Source organism: Novilysobacter erysipheiresistens, from assembly GCF_036663935.1.
Classification (GTDB): Bacteria; Pseudomonadota; Gammaproteobacteria; order Xanthomonadales; family Xanthomonadaceae; genus Novilysobacter; species Novilysobacter erysipheiresistens.
Map to the genome: position 1 here is coordinate 285,418 of NZ_JAXGFP010000001.1, position 24,814 is coordinate 310,231.

Consider the following 24,814-nt stretch of genomic DNA (forward strand, 5'->3'; position numbering starts at 1 on the left):
CACGAAGCAGTAAGCCGGAGTCGCGCCCGGCATGGCCGTATGAAGGGCTCGCCGCCTTCGACGTGGATGGAAACCAACCCATCAACTTCGATCCGAGGCTACGACCATGCCCATGACCGCCGCGCAACTGGTGTCGGGTGCGAACTACTCGCTCAAGACCTACCAGAAAGAAAACCCGATGGACCAGATCAACGTCAATCACGTGACGCTGGACTGGCTCGTCAAGAACAAGGAGGAGTCCAGCTTCGGCAACGGTTCCTTCAAGCAGCCGATCTACACCAGCAACGACAGCAACGCGCAGAACTACTTCGGCGCGGACGCCGTGACCTACAACGAGCGTGACCCGGCGAAGTGGACCGACTTCACCTACGCCAACGTCCACGACGGCTTCTGGCTGGACGAGGATCGTCTGATCCAGGCGGGCATCCACCTGGCCGATGGCGGCGATTCGGTGCCGACCAAGGCCGAGCGCGACACGCTCATCAACCTGCTGACCGAGAACTACCGGGCGCTCAAGAACGGCCTGCAGGAGCACCTCGCGTTCGAGACCCTGCGCGACGGTTCGCAGTCGACCAAGGCCACCCCCGGACTGGCGCACATCATCGACCCGAGCCCGGCGACCGGCACCGTGGGCGGCATCGACGCGGCCGTCGATACCTACTGGCAGAACAACGCCAACCTGGGAATCGTCGCGGCGACCGTGGTCGACCAGATGCAGGCGACCTATGACGACTGCCGTCGTTACGGCGGGATGCTGCCGAAGTTCATCCCGTGCGGCCAGGCGTTCATGGACAACTACCGCACCCAGGCCAACGCGGTGGTCAACCGCCAGATCGTCAACACCAAGGGCGGCGTGACCATCGACCCGAGCACCGGGGCGCTGTTCTTCCACGGCATCCCGTTGCAGTGGGACCCGACCTTCGAGGCGCTGGACACCCTGCTGGGCACCACCACGCAGACCAAGACGGCCTACTTCCTCAACGACGCCGTGAAGCTGCGCCCGGTCAAGGGCGAGTGGATGCGCGATCGCAAGCCCGAGCGGCTGCCGGATCGCTACGTCCATTACTTCGGCAAGACCACGAAGTACGCCATGACCAGCAACAAGCGCAACGCGCTGGCCGTGCTGTCCATCGCCTGACCTGACGCCCCGGCTCCGGCCGGGGCTTCTCTCCCGCATCCAGAGGTATTCCCGATGAGCAAGCTCAAGATTCTCGGCGCCGGCGCGGTTCTGACCAGTGCCGTCGCGCAGACCGGCGTGGAAATGGATGGCTCCCCATTCTCCCGCGGCTTCAACGCTATCGCCACGATCAACCTGACCGGCGCCACCGGCACCCCGACCGTCCTGATCGAGGGTTCCGACGATGACACCACGTACACCACGCTGATGACCGTCTCTGCAATCACCGCGTCAATGGTCAAGGCCGAGGTGACCCTGCAGCCGTACATGCGCGTGCGCGTGAGCGCGGTGGGCACCGCCGGCACCGTCAGCGCGTGGCTGGAAGCCTGATCCATCCGAGCGCCTGCCGACTCGGGGGCGCTTTCATTTCACTCATCACGAGGACCGACCCGTGAGCGAAACGATCACCCTCCCGCTGTACGACGTGCTGATCGGCACGCCGCGCAATGCCACCACGTTGTCCGCCTACGTCCCGAAGCACGAAATCGAGGTGCTGCGCGCGATGCACGGCCCCGCGAACGTCCGTGTCCAGGGCGAGACGGACGACGAGATCGAACTGAACGTCAACGCCGACGCGGAGTGGTCGCGCCTGTTCCGCCGGTATCGCCGGCTCAACGACGCCAACCCGCTGAACCTCGCCTTCCGCGCCGGCCCGTCCGCGCTGGAGGCCCACGGCTTCGACCTGGGTCGCGGTCGCAACGATCCGGCACCGCAGTCGAGCGTCATCAAGCACAAGAAGCCGGCCAAGGCCGACGCGAAGAAGGCGAAAGCCGAGAAGGCCGAGTAAGGCCGCAGTACCGCGGGACCACGCGGGCCGGCATCACGTCGGCCCGCTTCGCAGAGGGGTAGGGCGTGGCGATCACCGACAGCATTAATTGCGCGTGCGACGACACGACCGACAACGCGACCCTGCTGGCGCTCCGCACCCGGCTCATGTCGCGGCTGGGCTACGGCGCACAGGCCGCGAACCCGCCGCCGGGCATGGCGGTGATGCTCAACGACTTCCTGCAGAGCGCGCAGGTCGCGCTCTACAACCGTCCCAATGGCGTGCTTCGCACCGAGCGGTTCTTCTCCTGGCCGCTGACGGTCGACGTTCGGCTGTACGACCTGCCCGACAACGCCGAGCAGACCGATCCGACCACGCCATGTACGAAGCGGCTGGATCCGCGCAAGGTGACGTGGGTCGGCATCGAGCGCGACGGGATATGGGAACCGCTCGTATGCGGCATCCCGCCGGAACTCTACTCGCACGACCAGACCGGACGCCCGCAGCGGTACGAAATCCGCCAGTGCATCGAGGTGTGGCCGACGCCCGAGGAAACGAACGGCAACCTCGTCGTGAAGGGCCATTTCGGGCTGGAGGCGTTCGCCGCCGACACCGACAAGACCACGATCGACTCCGAACTGGTGTTCCTGCTGGCGCTGGCGAACGCCAAAAGCCACTACGGCCAGCCGGACGCGAACAACTACGTGCAGCAGTTGGAGGTAATGATCGACAACCTCGTGGCCGGCAGCCACCACACCCGCCGCTACGTGCCGGGCCGCGATGACCGCGCCGATGGCGTGTACGTGCAGCCGCGTCCATCGGTGCCGTTTCCCTGATGGCGATGTTCCAGCTCAACGCGAGCAAGGGCGGGATCTCGCGCCAGCGGGTCAAGGGCGGCGCCGACAAGGACACGCTATACGACCTGGTAAACGGCTACGTCGACGCCAGCGGCGCGATCGTGAGCCGGCCCGGCACCGAGCAAGCCTATGCGCTGCCGGCGGGGACGAAAGGGCTGTGCGCGTTCAACAACGGCCTGACCGTGTTCTCGCACCTGGCGAAGACCGTCCCGGCCGGGGTGACGTGCGAGCAGGTCATCCACCCGACCGACGACACGCAGGCGCTTGCTGACATTCACTTTGCCAGCCCGATCATGCAAATCCTGTACGTGGTGGCCGAGTTCGCCAACGGCGATATTCGGCACTACTGGCTGCAGCAGCCGGACGCCTGGGCGGCCAATACGCACTACCGCGCTGGCCAACTGGTCGCGCCCAGCGTGCCGAACGGCTACGTGTACCGCGCCAAGCGGATGGACGCCCCGAACCCGCTATGGGCGCCCGAGGTGGCGCGTTCGGTGGGCGACGTGGTGGAGCCGACGACCGCCAACGGCTTCAAGTACACCGTGAACGAAGTGCTGGGTGCCGCGCCGCGCTCCGGGCTGACCGAGCCGGACTGGCCGACCGAGGATGGCGCGCGCATTGACGAGAACGTCGACCTGAACGCCTCCGAGGTGCCGCAGCCGAGCGATCCGCCGCCGACCGCGCAGATGCCGCCCGTCACCATCGCGCGCTACCGCAACATCGGCGGCAGCAAGCCAGAAGGCGGGATTCTGTAATGCCCGCGCCCATCTGGAAGCCCGGAACCCTATACCTGCCCGGCGACCTGGTGCAGCCGGCGTCGGTGCAGCCGGCAACCTCCAGCAACGTCGCCAATGGCGACTTCTCCGGCGGCGCGACCGGCTGGGACTTCACCGGTGGGGTCGCCTACACGACGACCAACGGCTACGACGGCCCTGGGCACTACTGCTACGTCCCCGGCAGCGCCGCAAGCGGCGAGGCGCTGAACCAGACGCAGATCCCGACTGCGGCCGGCGAGTCCATCACCGCGACGTGCCGGATCCAACAGGGCGCGTCGGACGTTGACCACACTCGCGGACTGGTGATCCTGCGCTGGTACGACGCCGGCGGCGTGCAGATCGGCTCGGATGACCTTGGCAACGTGGTCAACGACGGCAAGGATGGCGCATGGCATGAGTCGACCATCACGGCAGTTGCCCCCATCGGGGCATCCTACGCGCGCGCCGGCATCGGTCTGTACCAGGACTCCAATGACGGGGTGTACGGTGACGATCTTGTCGTCACCGGCACCTACCGCATCCCGGCCGATGCGCTGTTCTACCGCGCCGTGCAGCCGGCTGCCGGCGTATCCGCCGCCTCCGAGCCCGCCTGGCCGCAATCGCTGGGCGTGCAGGTCATCGACAACGAGGTCATTTGGGAGGCGGTGCTTGCCTCGCGGGTGACGTGGATCGCCAGTCCGATCGCCGAATCCGGCGGCACCGAGCCGAACTGGCCGACCCAGCCGGGCGCCGTGGTGAGCGACGGCACGGTGCAGTGGGAGTGCATCACGCGCGCGGTCGAGGACGAGAACTGCCCGAATACGAAGGTCGTCGCGATCATGGCCGGCAAGGTGTTCGCCGCCGATGGCGACATTACCCGGTTCAGCGCGACCGCCAACCCGCTCGACTGGACCAGCGAGAACGACGCGGGCTATCTGCCCACGGGCATGAACCAGGCCAACGCGAACGACATGGCCGTGCTGGCGCCATACCGCGGCAATCTCGCCTGCTTCAACGCCAACGGCTTCCAGCTCTACCAAGTCGACCCCGATCCGGCTGCAATGGCGCAACTGGACCAGATGGAGGGCGTCGGCTCAACGTGGACGCTGGCGGCGCAAGCCGTGGCAAACGACCTGCTCTACCTGTCGCAGCAGGGCGTTCGCAGTGTCGGCATCGCCAACGCAGCCGAGAACTTGGCCGCCGGTGACGTGGGCAGCCCGATCGACGTGTTGGTACGCGATGCGGTTCGGGTCGCCGTGGCGAACGACAACAAGATCCACTCGGCCTACTACCCCGGCGCGGGACAGTACTGGCTCGCGTTCACCGACTACCCGCCGCCCGCGCTGACCATCTCCGGCGACCTGCCGGGCGGATTTGTAGGCGACTCCGGCACCTACCAGTACACCGCAAGCGGCGGCGTGTTGCCGCACACGTTCGCCATTTCCAGTGGCTCGCTGCCGCCGGGCGCGACGATGGACGCAACCGGCCTTGTCACCTACGACTACACCGCCGAGGGCGATTACACCTGGACCGTGAGTGTCACTGACAGCGATGGGGCGGTAGCAACGCTGGTGGACTCGGCGACCATCACGCCCGTGATTTTGCTGCTGATTGGAACGCCCGGCTCCGGCAGCACCACTCCGGCAGCGCAAACATCGGAGGACGGGGCGACCTTCACCGACATTCCGCGAGCGTCCCTGTCCGCCCGGTCCGCGTGCGGATACGGAGGTGGACAGTGGGTGGCGATTAGCTCCACCGAATGCAGCCGGAGCGCCGACCTGTTGGCGTGGTCGCCCAGCACCTACGCAGGCACCGCCGCAGCCATAGCAGCAGTCGCCTACGGCGATGGCGCATGGGTGGCGGCGGGATCATCGGGTTCGCGTTTCCGCTCGTCCGACGACGCGGCCTCGTTCGTAAGCGTTTACGACGCAGATGCAACATATACCTGCGCCGCTTACGGGAACGGCGTGTGGATATTCGGCGTTGCCGGGACCGTTCAGGGACCGTACCGCTACAGCGTGGATGGCGGACTTACCACAGCAAAAGGTAGCGCGGTGTTCGGCTATCAGATGGACTGCGCCAACTACGCCAATGGCCTGTGGGTCGCCGGGGGGCGCCAAGACAGCAGCGGCACGATCGGGCAGATACGCACCTCGGTCGATCCGCTAGTGGGCTGGACAAGCCGGGTCGATGACGCTCCAAGCGCGGTCGTCGGAGTGGCATACGGAAACAGCCTTTGGGTCGCCGTTTGCGAAGGCGGACAAGTGCTGACCAGTGCCGATGCGTGGGCGACCTACGCCACACAGACGTTCACCGCCACATCGCCCGTTGCTGGCGGGGTCGTGTTCTCCGGCGGGAAGTTCTACATCTTCTCGGGAACGCAGGTAAGCGGCAGCGCGGACGGTGTGACGTGGGATTCTGCGGCGACCGGCCTGGCGGAAGCCCGTGACATTGCTACGAACTACGAGGCTGCCGCATGACCGCCCCCGACTTCCGATGCAGCAAGGGGCAGTCATGACCAGCACGGTTTTCGTCTACACCATGACCAGCGCCGGCAAGAAAGGCGCGTGGAGCCGTTACATCTTCCCGTTCGCGGTTGATTGCTTCGCCCAGCTTGGCAATGTCCTCTATATCCGCAATGGGGACACGATCAGCATGGTTTCCGAGGAGGCAGTCACCGACGACGTGGCCGGCGCCCCGGTGAACTTCACTGGCACCGTCTGGTGGCCGTGGCTGGATTTCGGCTCGCCCGGCGCGACGAAGATGCTGGAGGGCTTCGATTACGTCGGCACAGGTCAGGGGCCGAGCATCAGCATCGGATACGACCAGCGCGATCCGTCGATCTTCACAGATGGCTACCAGCTCGACCCCGACACCTTGCCGGGCGGGATCATCCCGTTCCCAGTGAGCGCGCCCACCATGTCGGTGAAGCTCGAGTTCGCCGGCGGGGAGGCGTGGAACGTCCAGAGCGTGTTGCTGTCGGCCAAGCCGCTGCGGGGTGGCCCGTGAGCGTCACCGTGACCAGCCCGACCGTGACCGACCTGGCCTACCTCGCCCGGCTCATGCGGCCCGACGAGATCGAGCAGTACATGGCCGGCACCGGTGCGGCCGAGTACGACCCCGACGAGGCCGCGCGGCTGTTCGTCGCGACTCCCGGCCCGGCGTTCCTGATTGTCGGCGACGACGGCTTGCCGGCGGTGGCCGGCGGGTTCTTCCGCGTGCGCCCCGGCGTGTGGGAGGGCTGGCAGGCCGGCACGGTCGACGGCTGGGCGAAGCACTGGCGCGCGATCAGCCGCATCACCCGCCGGCTCAACGACCAGATGCTCGCCCGCCCCGACGTTCACCGGCTGCAGTTGATCGCGCTGGCCGGGCGCGACAAGACGTTCGAGTGGTACGAGCGCGCACTGGGCTATGCCCACGAGGCCGTGCTGCGCCGCTACTGCGCGAACGGCAGCGATGCCGTGATGTTCGTCCGAATCAAGCCCGTGCAGGAGGATTGACCGTGGGCAACGGGTTTCTCAAAGAGGAGACGTTCGACAAGATCACCGACCCGCTTGGCGTGTTTGGCGGGAAGGCGGGGCGCTGGGCCGACCCGGCGGGCTGGATCATCAAGGAGCCCAAGAAAGAGTCTGCCGCCGACCGCGCCGCGCGTCTGGAGGAGGAGCGCCAGGCGCAGATCCGCAAGACCCAGGGCGAGATCAACGCGGTATTCAACGACCCGCGCCGCGAGGGCGAGATCGCCGACTTCGTGGATGCGACCCGGCAGTTCTACCGGCAAGGGCTGGACGACCAGAAGGGCGAAACCGACCGCGACCTCAAGTTCGCGATGCAGCGGGCCGGACTGACCGGCGGCAGCGTGCAGCGCGACAAGAACATCGACGTGGCCGAGCAGTACGCCCGCGGCTTGATCGACGTGAACCAGAAGGCGCTCGGCGCCGGCTCGGCCTTGCGCGCGCAGGACCAGGAGGCCCGCGCCCGGCTCATTGCGCTGGCGACTTCCGGCCTGGATACGACGACCGCGGCGCAACAGTCGCAGGCCGCCATGCGGTCGAACCTCGAAAGCCAGCGCACCACCTCGCGCTTCGATGCGCCGGCGCAGGCGTTCGGCACGTTCCAGCAATACCTCACTCGCGCGCAGGAAACCGCCGACCGGCGCCGGGCGAATCAGGATTCGGGTTTCGGCCCGTATGGCAGCGCAATGCCCTATGGAGGGTAAGTAATGGGCCAGTTCATCCCCCTTGCCATCGGCCTCGCCGGTGCCGCGGCGCAGAGCGCCGAAACCAAGCGAGTCGAGCGCAAGCAAGACGACCAGCTCGCGATGAGCCTCATCGAGCAGGGCAAGAAGCAGAAGGAGGCCGACACCAAGGTCAATGAGGAGGTGCAGGAGTTGCAGGCCAGCACCGCCGCGGACGAGCGCGCCGACCGGCTGGACGAGTACATGCAGGGGCTCCAGCGTGGCCGCAAGGGCTGGGAGTCCGGCGGCATCGACCCGGCGATCGGCGGCGATGCGTTCAAGGCCGACTCGGCGAAGGCCGCCGAGGGCGTGCAGCAGTACGCGGCCGACACCGCTGGGCTGGTGGCTCGGATGGACGCGCCGGGCCTGCAGCGCCAGGGCGAGGCGTTTGGCTACGGCAACCTGACCACTGACCTGGGCCTGATCGGCCGTGAGTCGCAGGGCCAGCGGTTCATCGACGAGCTTCGGATGCGCGCGATCCGGCGCAACCCGAACGTCGACCTCGCGGCCGGCGTGGCGTCTGGCGTGGCCGGGGCGATGGGTGGCGGCGGCATGGGTGGCAGTTACACCGGAACGGCCGGCCAGCAGCCCTACATGACCGCCCCGCCCAGCACTGCGGGCGGGGCCAACTGGCTCAACGCCTACGGTGGAGGCCGGTAATGGCTGACCCCTTCGAGCTTGGCGCGCAGATCGGCAACGCCCTTGCCGGCGGCCTGCAGTCCGATGGCAGCGCCTACGTCGACCAGTTGGGCGACAACTACGACGCCCAGCGCAAGGGGTACTCGCGCGACAAGGCGATGCAGGATGCGCGCCGGGCGCGGTCGCTGGCGATGATCGACGCCGTTCGCGCGGAGAAGCGGCAGACCGGATACCGGCAAGCATTGATCGACGTGGGCATGAGCCCCGAGCAGGCCGCGCTTGGCGACATCATCCTGGGCAGCAACACGACCGCCAATATGTCGCAGTTGGGCGAGGGTCAGCGGCCGGGCTATTACGACCTGACCAACCTCGCCAACGAGGCGCTGGTGCTGGGCGACATTCCGGCGGCCAACCGCTTCAATGCCGGCGCGGTCGGTGACGAGTTCCAGCCGACGATCGAACTCGGCGGCGCGTACATCAATAGCGGTGCCGACGTGGTGGCGGGCGACCCGTATGTCCCGACCGCGGGCACGCTGGGCGACCTGCAGCGCGATGAAGCGGCGGCACAAGCCTCGCTGATCCGCGCCAATCGCCCACCGGCACCGCGCCGCGAGACGACCGCCTCCAGCGAGGCCGAGGTGCTGGCGCAGGCGCGTGACCGCATCGCCGGCGGCGCCGACCCGGCTGCCGTTGCCGAATACCTGGTCCGCAAGGGCTACCCCGGCGTTGCCAAGAAGATCGCGACCCCCATCAAGTAAGGATCACCCGTGGCTGATTTGTGGGACGACTTCGAGGCGGGGACCGCAGCCAAGCCGCAGGCAAGCGATGACCTGTGGGGCGACTTCGACCGCGCGCCCGTGGATTTCAGCGGCGTGCAGGCGACGGCCGACAGCACGGCCCGACCGGCGATCCCGAACGTCAGCGTGGGTGCGCCGACGCCGGTCGCGCTCGGCGATGTGGTCGAGCCCGAAGGCATTGCCGGCGGCGATCTGCTGGGCGGCATCCTTGGGGCGATCACCAACCCGGCCGCGGCGCTGGGGCAGATCACCGCGCCGATCGCGCGTGGCATTGCGGACACCGAGTTTGCCGACACCTTCCAGCGCGGCGCGGCCAGCGCGGTCGCCGGCGTCACGCACACGCTGGGCGACCTCATCGACCAGGCCGTGCAGCAGTCCAACCCCGTTCCGCTGTGGCTCGATGCCGCCGGCGTGGCCGTGCCCGAGGCCGTCAGCGATCCGCTGGGCGCGCGCGCGATGGCGGCCGACGCACTGGGCGCGAACCGCGAGATTGCGGCCGAGCGCGAGGCCGCGATGGCCGAGATCGGCGACATGCCGGGACTGGGCGACTACCTGACCGACCCCACGGCGGCGCTGCAAATCCAGGGGCAACGGCTGGGCACGATGGCGACCGAATCGGCGCCGCTGTTCGCCGCGGCGCTGGCAACCCGCAGCCCGGCGGCCGGTTCCGCCCTCATGGGTGGCGTCACCGGCGGCCAGACCTACACCGACCTTCGGGGCGATGGCATCGGTCGATTGGATGCCGCCGAAGCGGGCGCGCTGTCCGCGCTGGCCGAAGCCGCGGGCGAGGGCGTCAGCCTTCCGCGCGTGATGGGCGACGGCGGCGTGGCACAGGCGGCGCTTGCCGAGGGCCTGCAGGAACTGGGCGTGTCGCTGGCGCAGACCAACATCACCGGCCAGGCGACCGGCAACGAGACGCCGGTGCTGCAGCAAATCACCGACGCGCTGGAAGCGGCCGGCGTTGGCGGCCTGGTGGGCGGCGGCGCGAACGCGGCGATCAGCGCGCCGCGCCTGCTGCAGCGTGAGCAAGCAGCCCCGCCCGCACCGGCCCCCGCGCCACTCGGCGACCCCGAGCCGGCACCGCGGACGGCGCCGCAAGCCCAAGACGACGCCATCGCCCCCGAGGATGACGCCGACATTGCCGAACTTCTTGTCCGCAACCTGCTGGACCCTGCCGTTGCGGCCGAACTTGGCATCGAGCCCGAATCGACGCCCGCGCCCGTGCTGGACGAGGCGCGCATCGCTGCCGCCTTGGGCGACCCCGAACCCGCCGACCCCGACGCGCGTTTCCGTCGACCGGCTCCCGAATCTGCGCCGGCTGCGCCACCTGCCCTAGAGGCGCCCGAGGTGCGTACAAGCCAGCCGGCGCAGATCCTCACCCCGGAGCAATCCGGGCAGGCGTCGGCCCCGCAGTCGGCTCCTGCGGGTGCCGGCGCCGACCTTGGCAAGCTGTACCAGCGCGGCAACGGCAAGAACAACTCGAGCGCCCAGGCGTTGCAGTTGCCCGATGGCACCTGGCACGTCCGCAGCCGCAAGGCCGGGCGCTGGCAGGATTGGGAGGCGCGCGACAGCTTCGACCCGTCGCCCGCATTCGGCTACCGCGAGACGGCAATGGGTGGCGGCGCGGTCAACGTGCCGGGCGTCGGGCGCGTGCCGGTCGCCAAGGCCGACGTGGAGTCTAGGCGCGAGGCCGATTACAACCCGCTGCTGGACATGATCGCCGGCGCCGGTGGCATCAGCCGCGAGGATGCGGCGCGCATGGGCGTCGACCCGGCCGAGTTGAACGCCCGCCGCGGCATCCGGCCGCTGTACGGCAAGAACGGAATCCCGCTGGACTCGCTGCGCGAAATGATGATCGAGGAGGGCTACTTCCCCGACGAAGATCCGAACGCGCCGCCGACGATCGACCTGAACGACGTGTGGGACATGGTGAGCCGAGCACTGGCCGGAGAGCCGGTGGGTCCGCTGAACGACGACCGGATGCTGGAACTGCAGATGCAGGTCCAGGCCGATCGCTACGGCCCCGAGGAAACCCCGGCCGACCGCGATCCCGACGAGGACCTGGCGGCGTGGTTCGATGAGGTGGAGAGCGAGGCCGGCGAGGCGGTCAGTATCGGCGACGAGGCCGAACTGCTGTCGATCGCCGAACTGGCGCAGCGCGCCGCCGATGCCGGCGTGCATGACTTCGACCTAACTCAATCCGAAAACGAACCCGATGGGGCGTATGCTGCCCGTCTGTGGCAGGAAATCTACCGAGCGGAGGCCGACCGTGGCACTGACCGACAAGCAGAAGCAGGCGGCATTCGTGTCCGCGTACAAGAGGGCGAAGGCGGGCAAGCCGGTTTCAGCCTCCAAGCCGACCCCTCGCCCCGCCCCCAAGAAGTAGCCCCGCCACCGAGTGCTGGCCTGTTCGGCGCCCCGAGCGCGCGCGACTTCATCGACGACGCGCAGCGCTCCCGTGACGCCCGCCGCGATGGCAAGACCGGCACCGGCCGTACCGACATGCTGGCCGGTGACGGCGAGTTGTTCGCGGGTGCGCGGCCGGCGCAGGCGATTGTCGACCAGCCCACCAGCGAGGCGCTTGAGTCGGTCGAGGACCAAACCGACAGCCCGGCGTTCAAGCGGTGGTTCGGCGACTCCAAGGTGGTCGACGCCGATGGCGAGCCGCTGGTGGTGTATCACGGGACCGAGGACACGCCGTTCGAGGTGTTCGACCGTGCAAAGGCCGGCGATGGCCCGTCCAAGTTCGGGTTCTGGTTTGCCGAGGACGAGAGTTTCGCGGACCTGTTCGGCGGCAACAAGATAGCCACCTACCTGAAAATGGAGAAGCCCAAGCGGATCAGCAGCGGCCGATGGGACGCTATCCGCGACCGTCACGCCAAAGACGGCACATGGTTCGAGCGGTGGCGCGACGAGTTGATCGCGCAAGGCTTCGACGGCCTCATGGTCGAGGGCGAGAGCTTCACCACGTCGCGCGGACTGGTACTGAAAGACCCGTCCGTGCTGGCGGTGTTCCAGCCAACGCAGATCAAATCCGCCACCGGCAACAGCGGTGCGTTCGACCCGGCCGATCCGTCGATCCTAGCCAGCGAGGAAGCGGCCGAACTCTCCGAATCCGACCTGACCCCATCCGAGCGCGCCGCCTTCAACCGCTCGCCGGCCCGGAGTGCCGAGCAATCCCGCGAGAGCGGCGAGGATGCCGCCGACTTGCTGGGGCTGCGCGAAGCGATCGACGCGGCGCTTGGCCCGGTTGCCGCAAAGGTCAAGTATCTGGACGGCATCGCTGGACTGCCCGAGCGATTGCGCGCTGGCGTGGAGCGCCGCATGGAGCAGCGAAGCGGGCGCGGCCGGACGGCGGCACTGTACGACCCGGTGACGAAGGACGTGTATCTGTTCACCGACGTGGTGACGACGCCCGAGCGTGCGGTGTGGAATGCGGCCCACGAAATTGCCGGCCACAAGGGACTGCGCGCCCTGCTGGGCGACAAGCTGGACCCGGCGCTGCGAATCGCCATGCAGAACCCGACCGTGGCGAAGGTCGCAGACGCCATCACCAAGGAGCGGAAGCTGGGCGGCGACGAGCGGCTACTGGCGACCGAGGAAGCCCTGGCCGAACTGGCCGCAGCCGTCCGCACTGGCGATTACGCCCACATCGAGAGCCGCTACAACGTGCCGGTGCCCGAGGGCATCCGCGCCAAGGTCGCGCGTGCGGTCGAGAACTTCCTGCGCCGGCTCAAGGTGCTATTCAACGGGCTTGTCGGGCTGGAGCCCTTCACCGACGAGGACGTTCGCGGGCTGCTGGAGGCGGCTTGGCAGGCGGTGGATGGGGATGCCGCGACGACCGTCGGGGCTGATAGCCTTGCGAGCATGGAGCCTGACGACTATCGCGGCGAGCATGAGGCGCCAGACAGCAGCAGCGGGTCACCTCTGTGGAACGTCGCGCTCAATGGAAGCTACCCCGACGACGTGTACTCGGCCAATGGGCTGCGTTACTACGGCACGGGCGAAGCCTCGTGGGACAGCGAAGCCTACAACCTGATCCGCCGTATGCGGGAGAAGCCCAACGGCTTCGTCGAGGTGTACCGAGCCGTCCCGAAATCGATCAAGGGCAACAAGATTCAGCGCGGCAGCTGGGTGACGCCTGTTCGTTCCTATGCCGAAGATCATGGCGAAGGCGCCCTCAATGGCGACTATCGCATTCAGAAAATGACCGTGCGCCCCCGCGACTTGTGGACGAACGGGGATTCATGGGTCGAGTGGGGCTATGACCCGCAGCCTCATGACCCTGCATCCGAGGTCGCGAAGCGCGAAGGTCGGCCATACGTGCCCGAACGCGATTCCATCCTGGAGTCGGTGGAGGCCGGTAATCGCGCCGAGCAGCGCCGCAACGAAGCGGCCGACGCGCTGGAGATCAACCGTGGCGCAGCCGGTTGGAACTACGACAGCGGCGCATGGGAAGGCCGCAAGGGCGAGTTGAGCCGCGCCCGCGCGAGCCTGCAGGACAAGATGCTGTCGTGGCGCGACGTGCAGAACCAGATCGCCAGCCAAGTCGGGCAGGCCATCCCGGACGCGCAGAACGTCTACCGGCTGGAAAACCTCATGCACGGCCGAGTCAAGGAAGGGCTGGACCGCATCGAGGAGGCGCAGATCGTCCCGCTGATGGAGGCGATGAAGGCGGCCGGCGTGAAGCCGGCGGCGCTGGAGGAATACCTGTACGCCCGCCACGCCAAGGAGCGCAACGCCAAGATCGCCGAGATCAACCCGGCGATGCCCGATGGCGGCTCCGGCATGACCAACGCCGAGGCCGACGCAATCCTGGCCGGCACCGACAAGGCGAAGTTGGACCCGCTGGCGAAGCGCATCGACGCGATGACCCGCGCGACCCGCCGCCGCCTGCTGCAACACGGGCTCATCACCCAGGAGCAGCACGACGCGATGGAGGCGCAGTATTCCGCCTACGTGCCGTTGAAGGGCAAGGAAACCGCCGAAACCGACTTCGAGGCGAACAGTGCCGGCCCCGGCCGCGGGCTGGACACGCGCGCGCAGCCGGTGAAGCAAGCCCTGGGCCGTGGCGCCGGCAACCGGGCGACGGACATTATCGCCAACGTCATCGCCGACTCGCAGCGATCCGTGATCCTGGCCGAGAAGGCGCGGGTGGGGCGCGCCGTCATGCGGCTGGTGCTGGCGAACCCGAATCCGGCGCTGTGGCAGGTCGAGCCGGTGCAGACCGAGCGCGCGGTGGATGCCGCCGGCGAGGTGTACGAGCGGGTGGTGAACGATTGGAGCGACCCGTCGATCGTCGCCGTGCGTCACCGAGGCCAGCTCTACAAGGTGCAGATCAACAACAAGGCGATGGCGATGGCGTTGAACAACGTCGGCGTCGACCAGTTGGGGGTGATCACCCGCTACGCCGGCGCGATCAATCGCTATTTCTCCGCGGTGCTGACCAAGTACAACCCGGCCTTCATCCCGGTGAACGCGAGCCGCGATGCCCTGTTCGGGCTGGTCGGACTGGCGAGCGAGCACGGCGAGGCCGCGGCGCTGGACGCCGCTTTGCACTATCCGCTGGCCGCGCGCGCCGCGTTCCGGCAGTCGATCCGCAAGAGCGGCGACGGCCAGTGGGACACCTGGGCCAAGGAGTTCGCCAACGCCGGCGGAAAAACCGGCTATGTCGCCATGCCTTCGGCCGAGGACCTGTCCCGCAAGATCGGCAAGGGCGGACTCTCGAGCTATTCCCCGGACGGGCTCGCCAAGGCGGCGCGTGCGCTGGGCGATGCGGTGGGCTCGATCAACGACGCGGTGGAGAACGCGCTGCGCCTGTCGGCCTACGTCACGCTCCGCAAGCGCGGCAAGTCGGTCGATGCCGCGGCCGAATACGCCAAGAACCTGACGGTCAACTTCAACCGCAAGGGCATGGACGGCTCCAAGTTCAACGCCTGGTTCCTGTTCTACAACGCGGCGATGCAGGGCGCGCATCGCGTCTCGAAGCTGCTGCGAAATCCGAAGTCGTGGGCCTACACCGGGGGACTGGTCGGCGTGCAGGTCATGGCCGCGATGGCGGCAATGGGCATGGAGGACGACGACGGCGAGCCCCTGTGGAACAAGATTCCCGACCATGTGAAGCGCCGCAACATCGTGCTGGTCACGCCGGACGGTGGCGTGGTCACGATCCCGATGCCCTACGGCCTCAACGTGTTCACCTACGCCGCTGGGCGCCTCACGGGCGCGCTGCTGGACGAGGAACAGGGCAAGCCGACCAACCGCGCCGGCGCCATCACCGGGGACCTGCTTTCGGCGACGGTCGAGTCGTTCAGCCCGGTGCCGATCGGCGAGGGCGGGCTGGGCCTGCTGCCGACCGTGCTCCGGATTCCGGTCAACGTGCAGACAAACCGCAACGACTTCGGCCACCGGATCCGCAACGAGGCGCCGTACAGCAAGTTCGACATTCCGCGCGCCAGCATGGGCCGGCCCGACACCCTGGAGGTGTTCAAGCTGATCGCCACCGGCATGAACCGGATCGGCGGCGGCGACGAGTACACCCCGCCGTCGCTGTCGTGGTTCGACGTGGCGCCCGAGGACGTGGAATACCTGCTGGGCGAGTTGACCGGCGGCGCGGGCCGGTTCATCACCGATGCGGCCACCTGGGCGCAGAAGGCCACCGGCGACCTGCCGATGAAGCCGCAGGATCGGCCGATCATCAAACGGTTCGTGACCTCGATCGACGAGCAGGCGGCGCAGAACGCGCTGTTCTACGACCGCCGCGACACCATCGCGCGCTCACTGGACCGGCTGCGCGACACCTTCCAGAACGACGGCGCCGAAGCGGCCGAGAAGATGCTGGCGGCGATGCCCGAATTGAAGGGCGCCGGATTCCGCCGCCGCAAGAACGCCAGCGAGCGCGGCCCGGTCGGCAGCATCATCACGTCCGATGGCCGGCCGCAGATCGTGGTGAAGGACGACGACGCGGTGTTCGGCAAGTACAAGGCAGCCGAGAAAGCGGCCGAGTTCCGCAACGAGAGCGTGCGCGATGCCTACACCCGGACGCCGGGGAGCCTGCTGCCGAGCAAGGAATCGCGGATGCGGGACAACATCACCGAGAACCTGAACACGCAGCGGCAATATGCCCAGCACGAGTTCAACAAGGCTTGGACCCGCGATGTTGTAGGTAGCGCCGAATGAGGTCGTAGGCCAGCGCGATCGGGGCGGCCAGGACGAGCGCCCCGATGATGTAACCGGCCGACAGGCCGATGACCAGGGCGAAGGCGAGCCCGACGAGTAGCGCGGCAATGCCGGTGGCGATCTTGACCATCGCCCCACTATACGCCTACGCGCTTGATTGCTCCCCCGCGGCTGCAAGCATGGGCAGCACCTATCAAGGGGTGCCCATGAGCCGTAATTTCGCATACTGCGCCACGCGCGTACTCGATGAAGAAGGCGGGCTGGTCGACCATCCCCGCGATCCCGGCGACCGCACCAACCTGGGCGTGACGCAGGCGACCCTCAACCACGCCCGCAACGTCATCATGGGCCTGCCAGCCCGCGTCGACGACCTGACACGCGGCGATGCGCTGCTGATCTACGAAGCCCTGTACTGGCGTCCGATGCGCGGCGATGACCTGCCGCTGGGGCTAGCCCTGATCGTGTTCGACTGCGCGATCAACCAGGGCGTCGGTGATGCAGCGCGCTTCCTGCAACTGGCGGTCAAGACCGCGGCGGACGGCATCGTCGGCGACAAGACGCTGGCCGCGGTGGCGCGATCGAAGCCCGGCGCCACGATCAACGAGGTTGGCGCGCGGCGCATGTTCGACTACATGCAGCTCGACCACCTGCAGGACACGTTCGGGCTCGGCTGGTCCCGCCGCCTGATGCGTATTCACGACATGGCGCTGGCCGCGCCGAGCGAGGCGCACTGATGGAGGCCGGAATCAGCGGCTTCCTCATTTCCCTGCTGGGCGCCGCCGTCGTGGGGCTGGTCGCCTGGGTGTGGTCGCTGTGGCGCTCGCACAACGACCTGAAATTGAAGGTGGCCGAGGAATACGTGCGGACGGCGAACCTCGCCGAGTTCCGCGGCGAGATCCACTCGCTGCGCGATCTGGTGTACCGGATCGCCTTGAAGATGGAAGTTCCTGTTTTCACGGACCACCGATGAGCGATCGCGACGATCTGGCGCACGCATTGGACCGGTTCAGCCGCAAGGCCGACGAGCTGCTGAACAACAACCGTTCGGCGCAGACGGTGACGATCAACGCGGGCGGTGTGGGTGTGTGGCTCTGCCTGACCGCGTGCGTGGTGATGCTGTCTGTCGCGCTGGTGGCGGGCGTGGTGGGCTCGCAATGGCTGGCGCGCGAGTTCGGCCGTATCGACGTGACCTTGAGCGAGCGCAAGGAGGAGGCCGACCGGATGCAGACCTATTTGTCGGCGATCTACGCGCAGGCCCCCCAACTGAAACCCGAGGAAGCGACCGATGCCCAGCGACGATCCGATCATTCTGAATCCACCCCCGAAGCGCGTGCTGGGGATTGACCGGCGCAAGCTGGCTCGCCTGTACGACTGGAGCCTGGTCGCCGTGGGCGCGGTGGTCGCCTACCTCGCGACCGACCCCGGCGCGCGTGAGTACCTGGCCGAGATCGGCGGGTTCGCGACGATGGCGATAGGTGTCGTGAACGTGCTGCTGAACCGGCTACCGAAGCCGCCGGCCGAGTGACCGGCGCGCTGCTATGAAGCTGCAACTGACCGCCTGCCTGTTGATCGCACTGGGTCTGTCGATGCTCGCCAACGCCTTCCTGGGCTGGCAGTGGGCGCAGTCGGGCGCCGAGTGCGAAACAACGAAGGCCACGGCCGTTGTTGTCGCGAATACGCAGGTCCGCAAGGACGAGGGCGAGCGGGATACGAAGCTCGACCGAGTGACGGCGGAAACGCAGACGGACACCCGAAATGCTGTCGCAGAAGTGCAGGAGGACGCCCGTGATCGAACGCAAGCGATTGACCGGGTTGTGGTGCGTGGCGATTGTCGCCGGCCTGACGGGCTGCCAAGCCTCGATGCCGCCGTCGATCAAGCCCGCGCCGCCGCTGGTCACTGACTGCCTGGCCGCCCCGTCCAGCGACATTGCGCCCGTTCCGGTGCCACCCGAAGTCCTGACGGATGCGTGGGCGCTGGCGATGTGGAGGTGGGCGAGCGGTGCGCTGGCAGCCATCACTGCCGACCGGACGCAATGGCAGGGAGAGCGTGACTGCGTTCGCGGCAAGGCGTCGACCGGGGCGATCCGATGAGCAAGCGCAAGGTCCCGCTATGGGGCAACCCGCGCAACTTCGCGCTGGTCGACACCGACGCGACCCGCGGCGCCACGATCGGCGAGAACGTCTACAACGCTGACGGCAGCCTGTTCGAGCCTGGCACCGTCGCCACGCCAGCCGCCGGCCAAGCGTCGGCCGTCGTCATCTGGCGCCGCGTGCTGGAGATCCCCGCGAACGTCAGGGCGCTGGAGAACACGGCAACGACCGGCCTGTACGCGATCACCGCGGCAGGCGCGAGCGCGACCCGGACGCTGACCAGCACCACCCTGGCGCTGGGCAATGCCAATGGCGTGGCGGGCGATCCTGCCATCAATCTCGCCGACCTCACCGACTCCGCCACCGGCACCTTCAAGCTCATCACCCGCGACCAGTACGGCCGGCTATCTGGCACGGCTGACGGCACGACCAGCGACGTGTCGGAGGGGGCGAACCTGTACTACACCGACGTTCGGGCAGATGCGCGGATCACGCTGCAGAAGGGCCAGCCGAACGGCCTCGCGACACTTGGCGCCGACAGCAAGCTCGACGCCGGCCAGCTCCCGGCGCTGGCGATCACGGACACCTTTGTCGTTGCCGATGAGGCGGCCATGCTCGCGCTGGTCTGCGAGCAGGGTGACGTGGCGGTGCGATCCGACCTGTCCACGTCCTTCATTCTGACGGCCGATCCGGCGAGCGTGCTGGCGAACTGGCAGGAGTTGCTTTCTCCGACTGCCGGCGCCGTGACCAGCTTCAACGGCCGCACCGGGTCGGTCACGCCCGCATCCGGCGACTACACAGCCGCCCAGGTGGGCGCAGACCCAGCCGGAACCGCAGCGGCCATCGTCACCGCCACCATCACCGACGGCGACACCACCCACGCGCCTAGCGGGGATGCGGTGTTCGATGCGCTGGCTGGGAAGGCCGATGACGCCAAGCTGTCCGTGGTCGCGGGGCTGTCGGCGAATCAGACGCTCGCCAACGCCACGACCACTAAGGTTGCGCTCAATACCGAGTCGGTGGATACGGATGGCTGCTTTGATACCGCCACTGGACGATTCACGCCGACGAAAGCGGGGCTGTACCTCGCCATCGCGACGATCTCATTTCCCCGAGTCAACGCGGCAGACCCAATCACCGCAGGCAAGCGGTTGATTTCCTACATATACAAGAACGGCGCGTCATACATAGCTGTAACTGCTGGATGCAACGACTCATCAACCAACGTTGTTCAAGCGGTCGCGCTAGCGCAGATGAACGGGACGACCGACTACCTCGAAATGTACGCTCGCCGCGATACGTCGATTGACTACGAAATTGCAGCGGTCGGCACCCAATTCTCCGCAATAAGGATCGCCGCCTAATGGCTACCTACGCCCAGCGCGCCCAATCCCTGGCCGATGCCCTGACCAACTGGGCGACGCCACAGGCCCAAATCGTGCGCCTTGCTGACGCCATTGCCAAGCTGTCATTGATCGACCCTGCGACCCTCACTCTGGTGAAGAAGGCCGAGCTTGTGGTGAACCACTTCCGTGGGGCTGCCATCTCAACGATCAAGCAGGCCGAGAACGCAGAGATCGCCGCGGCGGCCGTGGCCGGCAACAGTGCCGATATTGAGGGCGGACTGTCCGAAGGCTAACACCCTATCCCCCCGTAACCCATTGATCGGTAACGGTCGCGTTTGACGGTTTCGGCGGGCCTGAAAACCCGCTGTTATCGTTGCCGGTCAAGGGCTTGGCGGCGTCTGGGGGACTGTCTGGTGGACAGGTGGGTTAAAGGCGGTCGGCGAGCTCGTCGGCGTCGATCTGATAGTAGAGTTGCAGGCTCCGCAGGTCGCGGTGGCCGATCACCCGGGCGAGCTCCAGCACGTCCAGTTTCTTCGACAGCCTCCAGATGGCCTCGGCCCGCGAGTCGTGGAAGTGCAGGTTCGGGATATTCGCCGCGTCACGAGCTCGGCGGAACATCACGTCCCGGGTGCCGGAGTCCAGCCCGAACACGGGGCCCTCCGTTTGCGGCAGCACCGACAGAATGACCCGGGCCCGGGGTGACAGCGGCACATGGCGCACGTCGCCATTCTTCGTCTCGGGCAACCTGACGGACTTCTCGGCCACCTCCGGCCACCTCAATCCCACGATTTCACCCGCCCGCATGGCGGTTTCCAGCGCGAACAGGAACGCCAGCCCGGTCCGCTGCATCGCCGTGTCCGCGCGATCCTCGTCCAGCCCACACGCCAGGGCGATCCGGTCGGCCTCGTCCTGCGTGACCCGGCGCTTTCGGCTGGTCGGGGTTGGCGGCTTCTTTACGTCGGCCATCGGGTTCGCCTTGATCCAGCCCCACTCGGTTCGGCAGGCTTCAAAGACAGAACGTAGCAGGTTCATTTCACGGGCCACCGAAGCGGGCCCCACCTCTTTGAGCCGGTCATCGCGCCACTCGACCACGTCGGGCCCCTCGATCGCGGTCAGAGCTCGACGCGCAATCGGGTAGGTCGCCAGCTTGGCGCAGCGCACGAGCTCCCATCGGGCCCCCTTGTGCTTTGGGGCTATGTCGGTGCCATACTTCTCCAGCGCCTCGGACAGCAGCTTGTACGGCAGTTTGCGGCCAGTGAGCTCGGCTTCGCGTTGCAGGGCCCATGCCGACGCTTCCCGTTTCGTGGGGAAGGTTTCGGACTCGCGCTTGCCGTTTTTGTAGAGCTCGACGCGGTAGGAGTCGCCGCGTTTTCGGATGCTTGCCATGCCGGCATTGTGGCGTAGCCCGTGGCGTAATGCATGCAACCGACGCCAATTTATCGCAGCCCTCGGCAACGATAGCCGGCCGCTGAAACTCAACCCGGGCAATGGTTCCAGCCCCAACGCAATGCAGGGCAAGGTTCGACGTTAAACGCCTAGCGTCCTCTCCCGGGCACCAACATCGTTCGACGACTACCGCGTCGGACACACAAAAAACCCCGCCTCGGCGGGGTTTTTTGTTGGGCGCGACAGGCCCGATGCGTCGCCGGCGCCGCGACGGCCCGTTGACGACGCGGGTGTACCATCGCCGCGATGAACAAGCCCCCAAGCAAGCGCGGCAGCGCCCGCAAGTCGTCCGGCAAGGCCGGCTCCCCCAGCAAGTCTGGTGACAAGCCGGCCGGCTTCCGTGGCAAGGCGCCCGGCAAAGGCAAGGGCAAGCCGTCCGACAAGAAGCCCGGCTGGCTACCAACCCCGCCACCGCGCGGCACCCGCAAGCCACCGCTGGCGCCGCTACATGGCGAACCGGTGCGCGGCAAGGACGGTTTCCACGATCCCTATGCCGAGCGCGAGGCCGCACGCTACGAACAGCCGATCGCCAGCCGCGAAATGATCCTGCAATTGCTGTCCGCCGCCGACGGCCCGCTGGAAGCCGAGGAACTGGCGGAAAAGCTCGCCCTGACCGCGCCGGAACGCTTCGAGGCGATGACCGCGCGGCTGCGCGCGATGGTCCGCGACGGACAGTTGCTGCAGAACCGCAAGGGCGGCTACGTGCCGGCCGAGCAGGTGGACCTGGTGGCCGGCAGCGTGATCGCCAATCCCGATGGCTTCGGCTTCATGCGTCCGGATGCTGGCGGCGACGACCTGTTCCTGCCGCCGTACGAGATGCGCAAGGCGATGCATGGCGACCGCGTGCTCGCCAGCGTCACCGGCACCGACCGCCGCGGCCGCCAGGAGGGCGCGATCGTCGAGGTGCTGGAGCGCCGGCTCAGCCGCCTGATCGGTCGTTTCATCCTCGAGGACGGGGTCAGCTACGTCGAGCCCGACGACCGCCGGATCCAGCGCAACATCCTGATCCCGCCGGAAGCGCGCGGCGACGCCCAGGCCGGGCAACTGGTGGTCTGCGAGCTGACCCGCGCCCCGGATGCGCGGCGTCCGCCGATGGGCAAGATCCTGACCGTGCTGGGCGAACGCCTGACCGCCTCGCTGGCGGTGCAGGCGGCGATCCACGGCCACGACATCCCGCATGAGTTCCCGCAGGAAGTGCTCGACCAGGCCGCGGCGGTTCCGCTGGAGGTCGAGGCCGCGACGGTTCGCGAGCGCGCCGACATCCGCGACCTGCCGCTGGTCACCATCGACGGCGAGGACGCCAAGGACTTCGACGACGCGGTCTGGTGCGAGCCAAACCGTGACGGCTTCCGGCTGGTGGTGGCGATTGCCGACGTCTCGCACTACGTCCGTCCCGGCACGCCGCTCGACGACGAGGCGCAGAAGCGCGCGACCTCGGTGTACTTCCCGGGCTTCGTGGTGCCGATGCTGCCGGAGACCCTGTCCAACGGCATCTGCTCGCTGAAGCCCAAGGTCGACCGGCTGTGCTTCGTCTGCGACATGCAGATCGACCGCAAGGGCGAGGTCACCAGTTCGAAGTTCTACGAGGCGACCATGCACTCGCATGCGCGCCTGACCTATACCCAGGTCTGGAACGCGATCGACGAGGCCGCATTACCGGAGGACCGCGAGGACGCGCTCGGCCGGATCGGTTCGCTGCTGCCGCAGGTCCAGCGCCTGCACCAGCTGTACGAGGTGCTGGCGAAGGCGCGGGCCAAGCGCGGTGCGATCGAGTTCGAGTCCAGCGAGGTGCGCTTCGTGCTCGACGCCAAGGGCGAGGTCAGCCAGGCCGGCATGCTCCAGCGCAACGACGCGCACAAGCTGATCGAGGAATGCATGATCGCGGCGAACGTGGAGGCTGCGAAGTTCCTGATCGATGCTGAAGTGCCGGCGCCGTACCGCATCCACGACCGTCCGCCGGAGCAGAAGTACGCCGACCTGCTGGAGTTCCTGAAGGAATTCAAGCTGCGCATGCCGCCGTGGGGCAAGGTCCACCCGCGCGACTTCACCCAGCTGTTGAAGAACATCCGCGAGCGAGCCGACGCGACCCTGATCGAGTCGGTATTGCTGCGCAGCCAGAGCTTGGCGGTGTACCAGCCCGAGAACGTCGGCCACTTCGGCCTCGCGCTGGAGGCATACGCGCACTTCACCTCGCCGATCCGGCGCTATCCGGACCTGCTGGTGCATCGCGCGATCAAGCACGCGCTCAGCGGTGCCAAGCCGGAGAAGTTCCGCTATTCGCCCAGCGCGATGGCGCAGTTGTCGCTGCAGAGTTCCGAGCGTTCGCGCCGTGCCGACGAGGCCTCGCGCGAGGTCGACGAGCGTTACCGCGCGGCGTGGATGGAGAAGCACGTCGGCAGCGAGTTCGACGGCGTGATCAGCGGCGTCACCAGCTTCGGCCTGTTCGTCGAGCTCGACGACTCCAAGGTCAACGGCCTGATCCACGTGACCCAGCTGCCCAACGACTTCTACCACTTCGACCCGATCCGCAAGACCCTGACCGGCCAGCGCACCGACCGCGAGTTCCGGCTTGGCGACCGGGTCAGCATCATCGTGATGAAGGCCAGCGTCGAGGACCGCAAGATCGATTTCAAACTGGTGGGCGAGGGCGGCGACCGGCCGATGCAGCAGCACGGCCAACCGGCGAAGCGGAAGAAGCAGAAGTATTGAGGCGCCCTACAATGACCGCCCCAATCTCCTCGCCCCACCTCCCATGAGCCAGAAACAATGGATCGCCGGCATCAACGCCGTCTCCGCCGCGATCGAGCACGACGCCGACAACGTCCGTGAGGTTCTGATCGAAGCCGGCGCCAAGAACCCGCGCCTGGCCGAGATCGAGTCCAACGCCCGCCGTTTCGGCATCGACGTCCGCCGGGTCAATCAGCAGGCGCTCGCCGGCGTGGTCGGCAACCTGCGCCACCAGGGCGTGGTCGCGCGCTACGCCGCCGCCAAGACCTGGAGCGAGGACGACCTCCAGGGCCTGGTCGAGGCCGCCGAAGGCCGCGCTCTGGTGCTGCTGCTCGACGGCGTGCAGGACCCGCACAACCTCGGCGCCTGCCTGCGCAGCGCCGCCGCCGCCGGCGCGACCGCGGTGGTGATCCCCAAGGACAAGTCGGTGCAGGTCAACGCGACCGTGCGCAAGACCTCCGCCGGCGCCGCCGACAGCGTGCCGGTGGTGCCGGTGACCAACCTCGCGCGCACCATGCGCGACCTGCAGCAACTCGGCGTCTGGCTGTACGGCCTGGCCGGCGAGGCGGATGCGTCGCTGTACTCGATCGACCTGCGCGGCAACGTCGGCCTGGTGCTCGGCGGCGAGGGCGACGGCCTGCGCCGGCTGACCCGCGAGAACTGCGATCAGCTGGTCAAGATCCCGATGCCCGGCGGCGACGCCGACGGTGGGGTCGAAAGCCTCAACGTGTCGGTCGCGACCGGGGTAACGTTGTTCGAGGCCGTGCGGCAACGGCAGTGATCGGCAAATCGGAGGGGAG

Annotated in this window: 23 protein-coding genes; 21 read left to right on the forward strand and 2 right to left on the reverse strand. The window is 67.6% G+C overall.

Translation table 11 applies throughout. The features are described 5' to 3' along the window. Window positions 1-106 precede the first annotated feature (106 nt). From SNE34_RS01490 to SNE34_RS01545, 12 genes are all read left to right on the forward strand, one after another. Window positions 107-1,138, forward strand: a complete 1,032-nt coding sequence (locus tag SNE34_RS01490; RefSeq protein WP_332614038.1) for a phage major capsid protein — start codon at window positions 107-109, stop codon at window positions 1,136-1,138. 54 nt (window positions 1,139-1,192) lie between these two features. Next, window positions 1,193-1,507: a hypothetical protein gene (locus tag SNE34_RS01495; protein WP_332614040.1), complete on the forward strand. Its 315-nt coding sequence runs from the start codon at window positions 1,193-1,195 to the stop codon at window positions 1,505-1,507. A gap of 61 nt (window positions 1,508-1,568) precedes the next feature. Further along, the gene (locus SNE34_RS01500; RefSeq protein ID WP_332614042.1) at window positions 1,569-1,964 is read left to right on the forward strand and encodes a hypothetical protein; all 396 of its coding nucleotides are present in this window, start codon (window positions 1,569-1,571) and stop codon (window positions 1,962-1,964) included. A gap of 65 nt (window positions 1,965-2,029) precedes the next feature. Further along, window positions 2,030-2,779 (forward strand): phage adaptor protein, encoded by a 750-nt coding sequence (locus tag SNE34_RS01505; RefSeq protein WP_332614044.1) that lies wholly within the window; start codon window positions 2,030-2,032, stop codon window positions 2,777-2,779. Beyond that, the gene (locus SNE34_RS01510) at window positions 2,779-3,555 is read left to right on the forward strand and encodes a hypothetical protein (RefSeq protein WP_332614046.1); all 777 of its coding nucleotides are present in this window, start codon (window positions 2,779-2,781) and stop codon (window positions 3,553-3,555) included. The genes SNE34_RS01505 and SNE34_RS01510 overlap by 1 nt, the downstream gene beginning before the upstream one ends. Next, entirely contained in the window at window positions 3,555-6,035 is a 2,481-nt protein-coding gene (locus tag SNE34_RS01515; protein WP_332614048.1) for a hypothetical protein, read from the forward strand. The genes SNE34_RS01510 and SNE34_RS01515 overlap by 1 nt, the downstream gene beginning before the upstream one ends. A gap of 34 nt (window positions 6,036-6,069) precedes the next feature. Further along, window positions 6,070-6,564 carry a hypothetical protein gene (locus tag SNE34_RS01520; RefSeq protein WP_332614050.1) on the forward strand — a complete coding sequence of 165 codons (495 nt, stop codon included), beginning with the start codon at window positions 6,070-6,072 and terminating at the stop codon, window positions 6,562-6,564. Beyond that, window positions 6,561-7,055 carry a hypothetical protein gene (locus tag SNE34_RS01525; RefSeq protein ID WP_332614052.1) on the forward strand — a complete coding sequence of 165 codons (495 nt, stop codon included), beginning with the start codon at window positions 6,561-6,563 and terminating at the stop codon, window positions 7,053-7,055. The genes SNE34_RS01520 and SNE34_RS01525 overlap by 4 nt, the downstream gene beginning before the upstream one ends. 2 nt (window positions 7,056-7,057) lie before the next feature. Then, window positions 7,058-7,771 carry a hypothetical protein gene (locus SNE34_RS01530; protein ID WP_425604437.1) on the forward strand — a complete coding sequence of 238 codons (714 nt, stop codon included), beginning with the start codon at window positions 7,058-7,060 and terminating at the stop codon, window positions 7,769-7,771. A 3-nt stretch (window positions 7,772-7,774) separates the two neighbouring features. Next, window positions 7,775-8,449 carry a hypothetical protein gene (locus SNE34_RS01535; protein ID WP_332614056.1) on the forward strand — a complete coding sequence of 225 codons (675 nt, stop codon included), beginning with the start codon at window positions 7,775-7,777 and terminating at the stop codon, window positions 8,447-8,449. Further along, window positions 8,449-9,186: a hypothetical protein gene (locus tag SNE34_RS01540; protein ID WP_332614057.1), complete on the forward strand. Its 738-nt coding sequence runs from the start codon at window positions 8,449-8,451 to the stop codon at window positions 9,184-9,186. Before SNE34_RS01535 ends, SNE34_RS01540 begins: the two co-directional genes overlap by 1 nt. Before the next feature lie 9 nt (window positions 9,187-9,195). Next, entirely contained in the window at window positions 9,196-16,404 is a 7,209-nt protein-coding gene (locus SNE34_RS01545; RefSeq protein WP_332614059.1) for an LPD38 domain-containing protein, read from the forward strand. Here the strand turns inward: SNE34_RS01545 and SNE34_RS01550 are convergent. Further along, a complete protein-coding gene (locus tag SNE34_RS01550; RefSeq protein ID WP_332614061.1) occupies window positions 16,361-16,534 on the reverse strand; it encodes a hypothetical protein in 174 nt (57 codons plus the stop codon). The two genes, SNE34_RS01545 and SNE34_RS01550, sit on opposite strands and share 44 nt — an antisense overlap. 76 nt (window positions 16,535-16,610) lie before the next feature. Between SNE34_RS01550 and SNE34_RS01555 the strand changes: the two genes are divergently transcribed. The 7 genes from SNE34_RS01555 to SNE34_RS01585 all read left to right on the forward strand — a co-directional run bounded on the left by SNE34_RS01555 (window position 16,611) and on the right by SNE34_RS01585 (window position 20,134). Further along, entirely contained in the window at window positions 16,611-17,138 is a 528-nt protein-coding gene (locus SNE34_RS01555; protein WP_332614063.1) for a glycoside hydrolase family 108 protein, read from the forward strand. Then, a complete protein-coding gene (locus SNE34_RS01560) occupies window positions 17,138-17,374 on the forward strand; it encodes a hypothetical protein (protein ID WP_332614064.1) in 237 nt (78 codons plus the stop codon). Before SNE34_RS01555 ends, SNE34_RS01560 begins: the two co-directional genes overlap by 1 nt. Further along, on the forward strand, window positions 17,371-17,748 hold the full coding sequence (locus SNE34_RS01565) for a hypothetical protein (RefSeq protein WP_332614066.1): 378 nt from the start codon (window positions 17,371-17,373) through the stop codon (window positions 17,746-17,748). The genes SNE34_RS01560 and SNE34_RS01565 overlap by 4 nt, the downstream gene beginning before the upstream one ends. After that, window positions 17,735-17,929, forward strand: a complete 195-nt coding sequence (locus tag SNE34_RS01570; protein WP_332614068.1) for a hypothetical protein — start codon at window positions 17,735-17,737, stop codon at window positions 17,927-17,929. Before SNE34_RS01565 ends, SNE34_RS01570 begins: the two co-directional genes overlap by 14 nt. A 13-nt stretch (window positions 17,930-17,942) precedes the next feature. Next, window positions 17,943-18,305 (forward strand): hypothetical protein, encoded by a 363-nt coding sequence (locus SNE34_RS01575; protein ID WP_332614070.1) that lies wholly within the window; start codon window positions 17,943-17,945, stop codon window positions 18,303-18,305. 186 nt (window positions 18,306-18,491) lie between these two features. Beyond that, a complete protein-coding gene (locus SNE34_RS01580) occupies window positions 18,492-19,859 on the forward strand; it encodes a hypothetical protein (protein WP_332614072.1) in 1,368 nt (455 codons plus the stop codon). Continuing rightward, on the forward strand, window positions 19,859-20,134 hold the full coding sequence (locus SNE34_RS01585) for a hypothetical protein (protein WP_332614073.1): 276 nt from the start codon (window positions 19,859-19,861) through the stop codon (window positions 20,132-20,134). Before SNE34_RS01580 ends, SNE34_RS01585 begins: the two co-directional genes overlap by 1 nt. 133 nt (window positions 20,135-20,267) lie before the next feature. On the opposite strand, the gene SNE34_RS01590 is transcribed toward SNE34_RS01585, so the two are convergent. Then, the gene (locus tag SNE34_RS01590) at window positions 20,268-21,227 is read right to left on the reverse strand and encodes a tyrosine-type recombinase/integrase (RefSeq protein ID WP_332614075.1); all 960 of its coding nucleotides are present in this window, start codon (window positions 21,225-21,227) and stop codon (window positions 20,268-20,270) included. A gap of 306 nt (window positions 21,228-21,533) precedes the next feature. Here SNE34_RS01590 and rnr point away from each other — a divergent pair, with 306 nt between their 5' ends. Both rnr and rlmB read left to right on the forward strand, forming a co-directional pair. Beyond that, complete coding sequence (rnr, locus tag SNE34_RS01595) at window positions 21,534-23,996, forward strand: ribonuclease R (RefSeq protein WP_332614077.1); 2,463 nt, start codon at window positions 21,534-21,536, stop codon at window positions 23,994-23,996. 43 nt (window positions 23,997-24,039) lie between these two features. After that, window positions 24,040-24,795: a 23S rRNA (guanosine(2251)-2'-O)-methyltransferase RlmB gene (rlmB, locus tag SNE34_RS01600; protein ID WP_332614079.1), complete on the forward strand. Its 756-nt coding sequence runs from the start codon at window positions 24,040-24,042 to the stop codon at window positions 24,793-24,795. Window positions 24,796-24,814: the final 19 nt, after the last annotated feature.

Coding starts and splice junctions, on each gene's coding strand:
- SNE34_RS01490 (WP_332614038.1), top strand. CDS start 107: ATGCCCATGACCGCCGCGCAACTGGTGTCGGGTGCGAACTACTCGCTC.
- SNE34_RS01495 (WP_332614040.1), top strand. CDS start 1,193: ATGAGCAAGCTCAAGATTCTCGGCGCCGGCGCGGTTCTGACCAGTGCC.
- SNE34_RS01510 (WP_332614046.1), top strand. CDS start 2,779: ATGGCGATGTTCCAGCTCAACGCGAGCAAGGGCGGGATCTCGCGCCAG.
- SNE34_RS01515 (WP_332614048.1), top strand. CDS start 3,555: ATGCCCGCGCCCATCTGGAAGCCCGGAACCCTATACCTGCCCGGCGAC.
- SNE34_RS01520 (WP_332614050.1), top strand. CDS start 6,070: ATGACCAGCACGGTTTTCGTCTACACCATGACCAGCGCCGGCAAGAAA.
- SNE34_RS01535 (WP_332614056.1), top strand. CDS start 7,775: ATGGGCCAGTTCATCCCCCTTGCCATCGGCCTCGCCGGTGCCGCGGCG.
- SNE34_RS01540 (WP_332614057.1), top strand. CDS start 8,449: ATGGCTGACCCCTTCGAGCTTGGCGCGCAGATCGGCAACGCCCTTGCC.
- SNE34_RS01550 (WP_332614061.1), bottom strand. CDS start 16,534: ATGGTCAAGATCGCCACCGGCATTGCCGCGCTACTCGTCGGGCTCGCC.
- SNE34_RS01555 (WP_332614063.1), top strand. CDS start 16,611: ATGAGCCGTAATTTCGCATACTGCGCCACGCGCGTACTCGATGAAGAA.
- SNE34_RS01560 (WP_332614064.1), top strand. CDS start 17,138: ATGGAGGCCGGAATCAGCGGCTTCCTCATTTCCCTGCTGGGCGCCGCC.
- SNE34_RS01565 (WP_332614066.1), top strand. CDS start 17,371: ATGAGCGATCGCGACGATCTGGCGCACGCATTGGACCGGTTCAGCCGC.
- SNE34_RS01575 (WP_332614070.1), top strand. CDS start 17,943: ATGAAGCTGCAACTGACCGCCTGCCTGTTGATCGCACTGGGTCTGTCG.
- SNE34_RS01580 (WP_332614072.1), top strand. CDS start 18,492: ATGAGCAAGCGCAAGGTCCCGCTATGGGGCAACCCGCGCAACTTCGCG.
- SNE34_RS01585 (WP_332614073.1), top strand. CDS start 19,859: ATGGCTACCTACGCCCAGCGCGCCCAATCCCTGGCCGATGCCCTGACC.
- SNE34_RS01590 (WP_332614075.1), bottom strand. CDS start 21,227: ATGGCAAGCATCCGAAAACGCGGCGACTCCTACCGCGTCGAGCTCTAC.
- rnr (WP_332614077.1), top strand. CDS start 21,534: ATGAACAAGCCCCCAAGCAAGCGCGGCAGCGCCCGCAAGTCGTCCGGC.
- rlmB (WP_332614079.1), top strand. CDS start 24,040: ATGAGCCAGAAACAATGGATCGCCGGCATCAACGCCGTCTCCGCCGCG.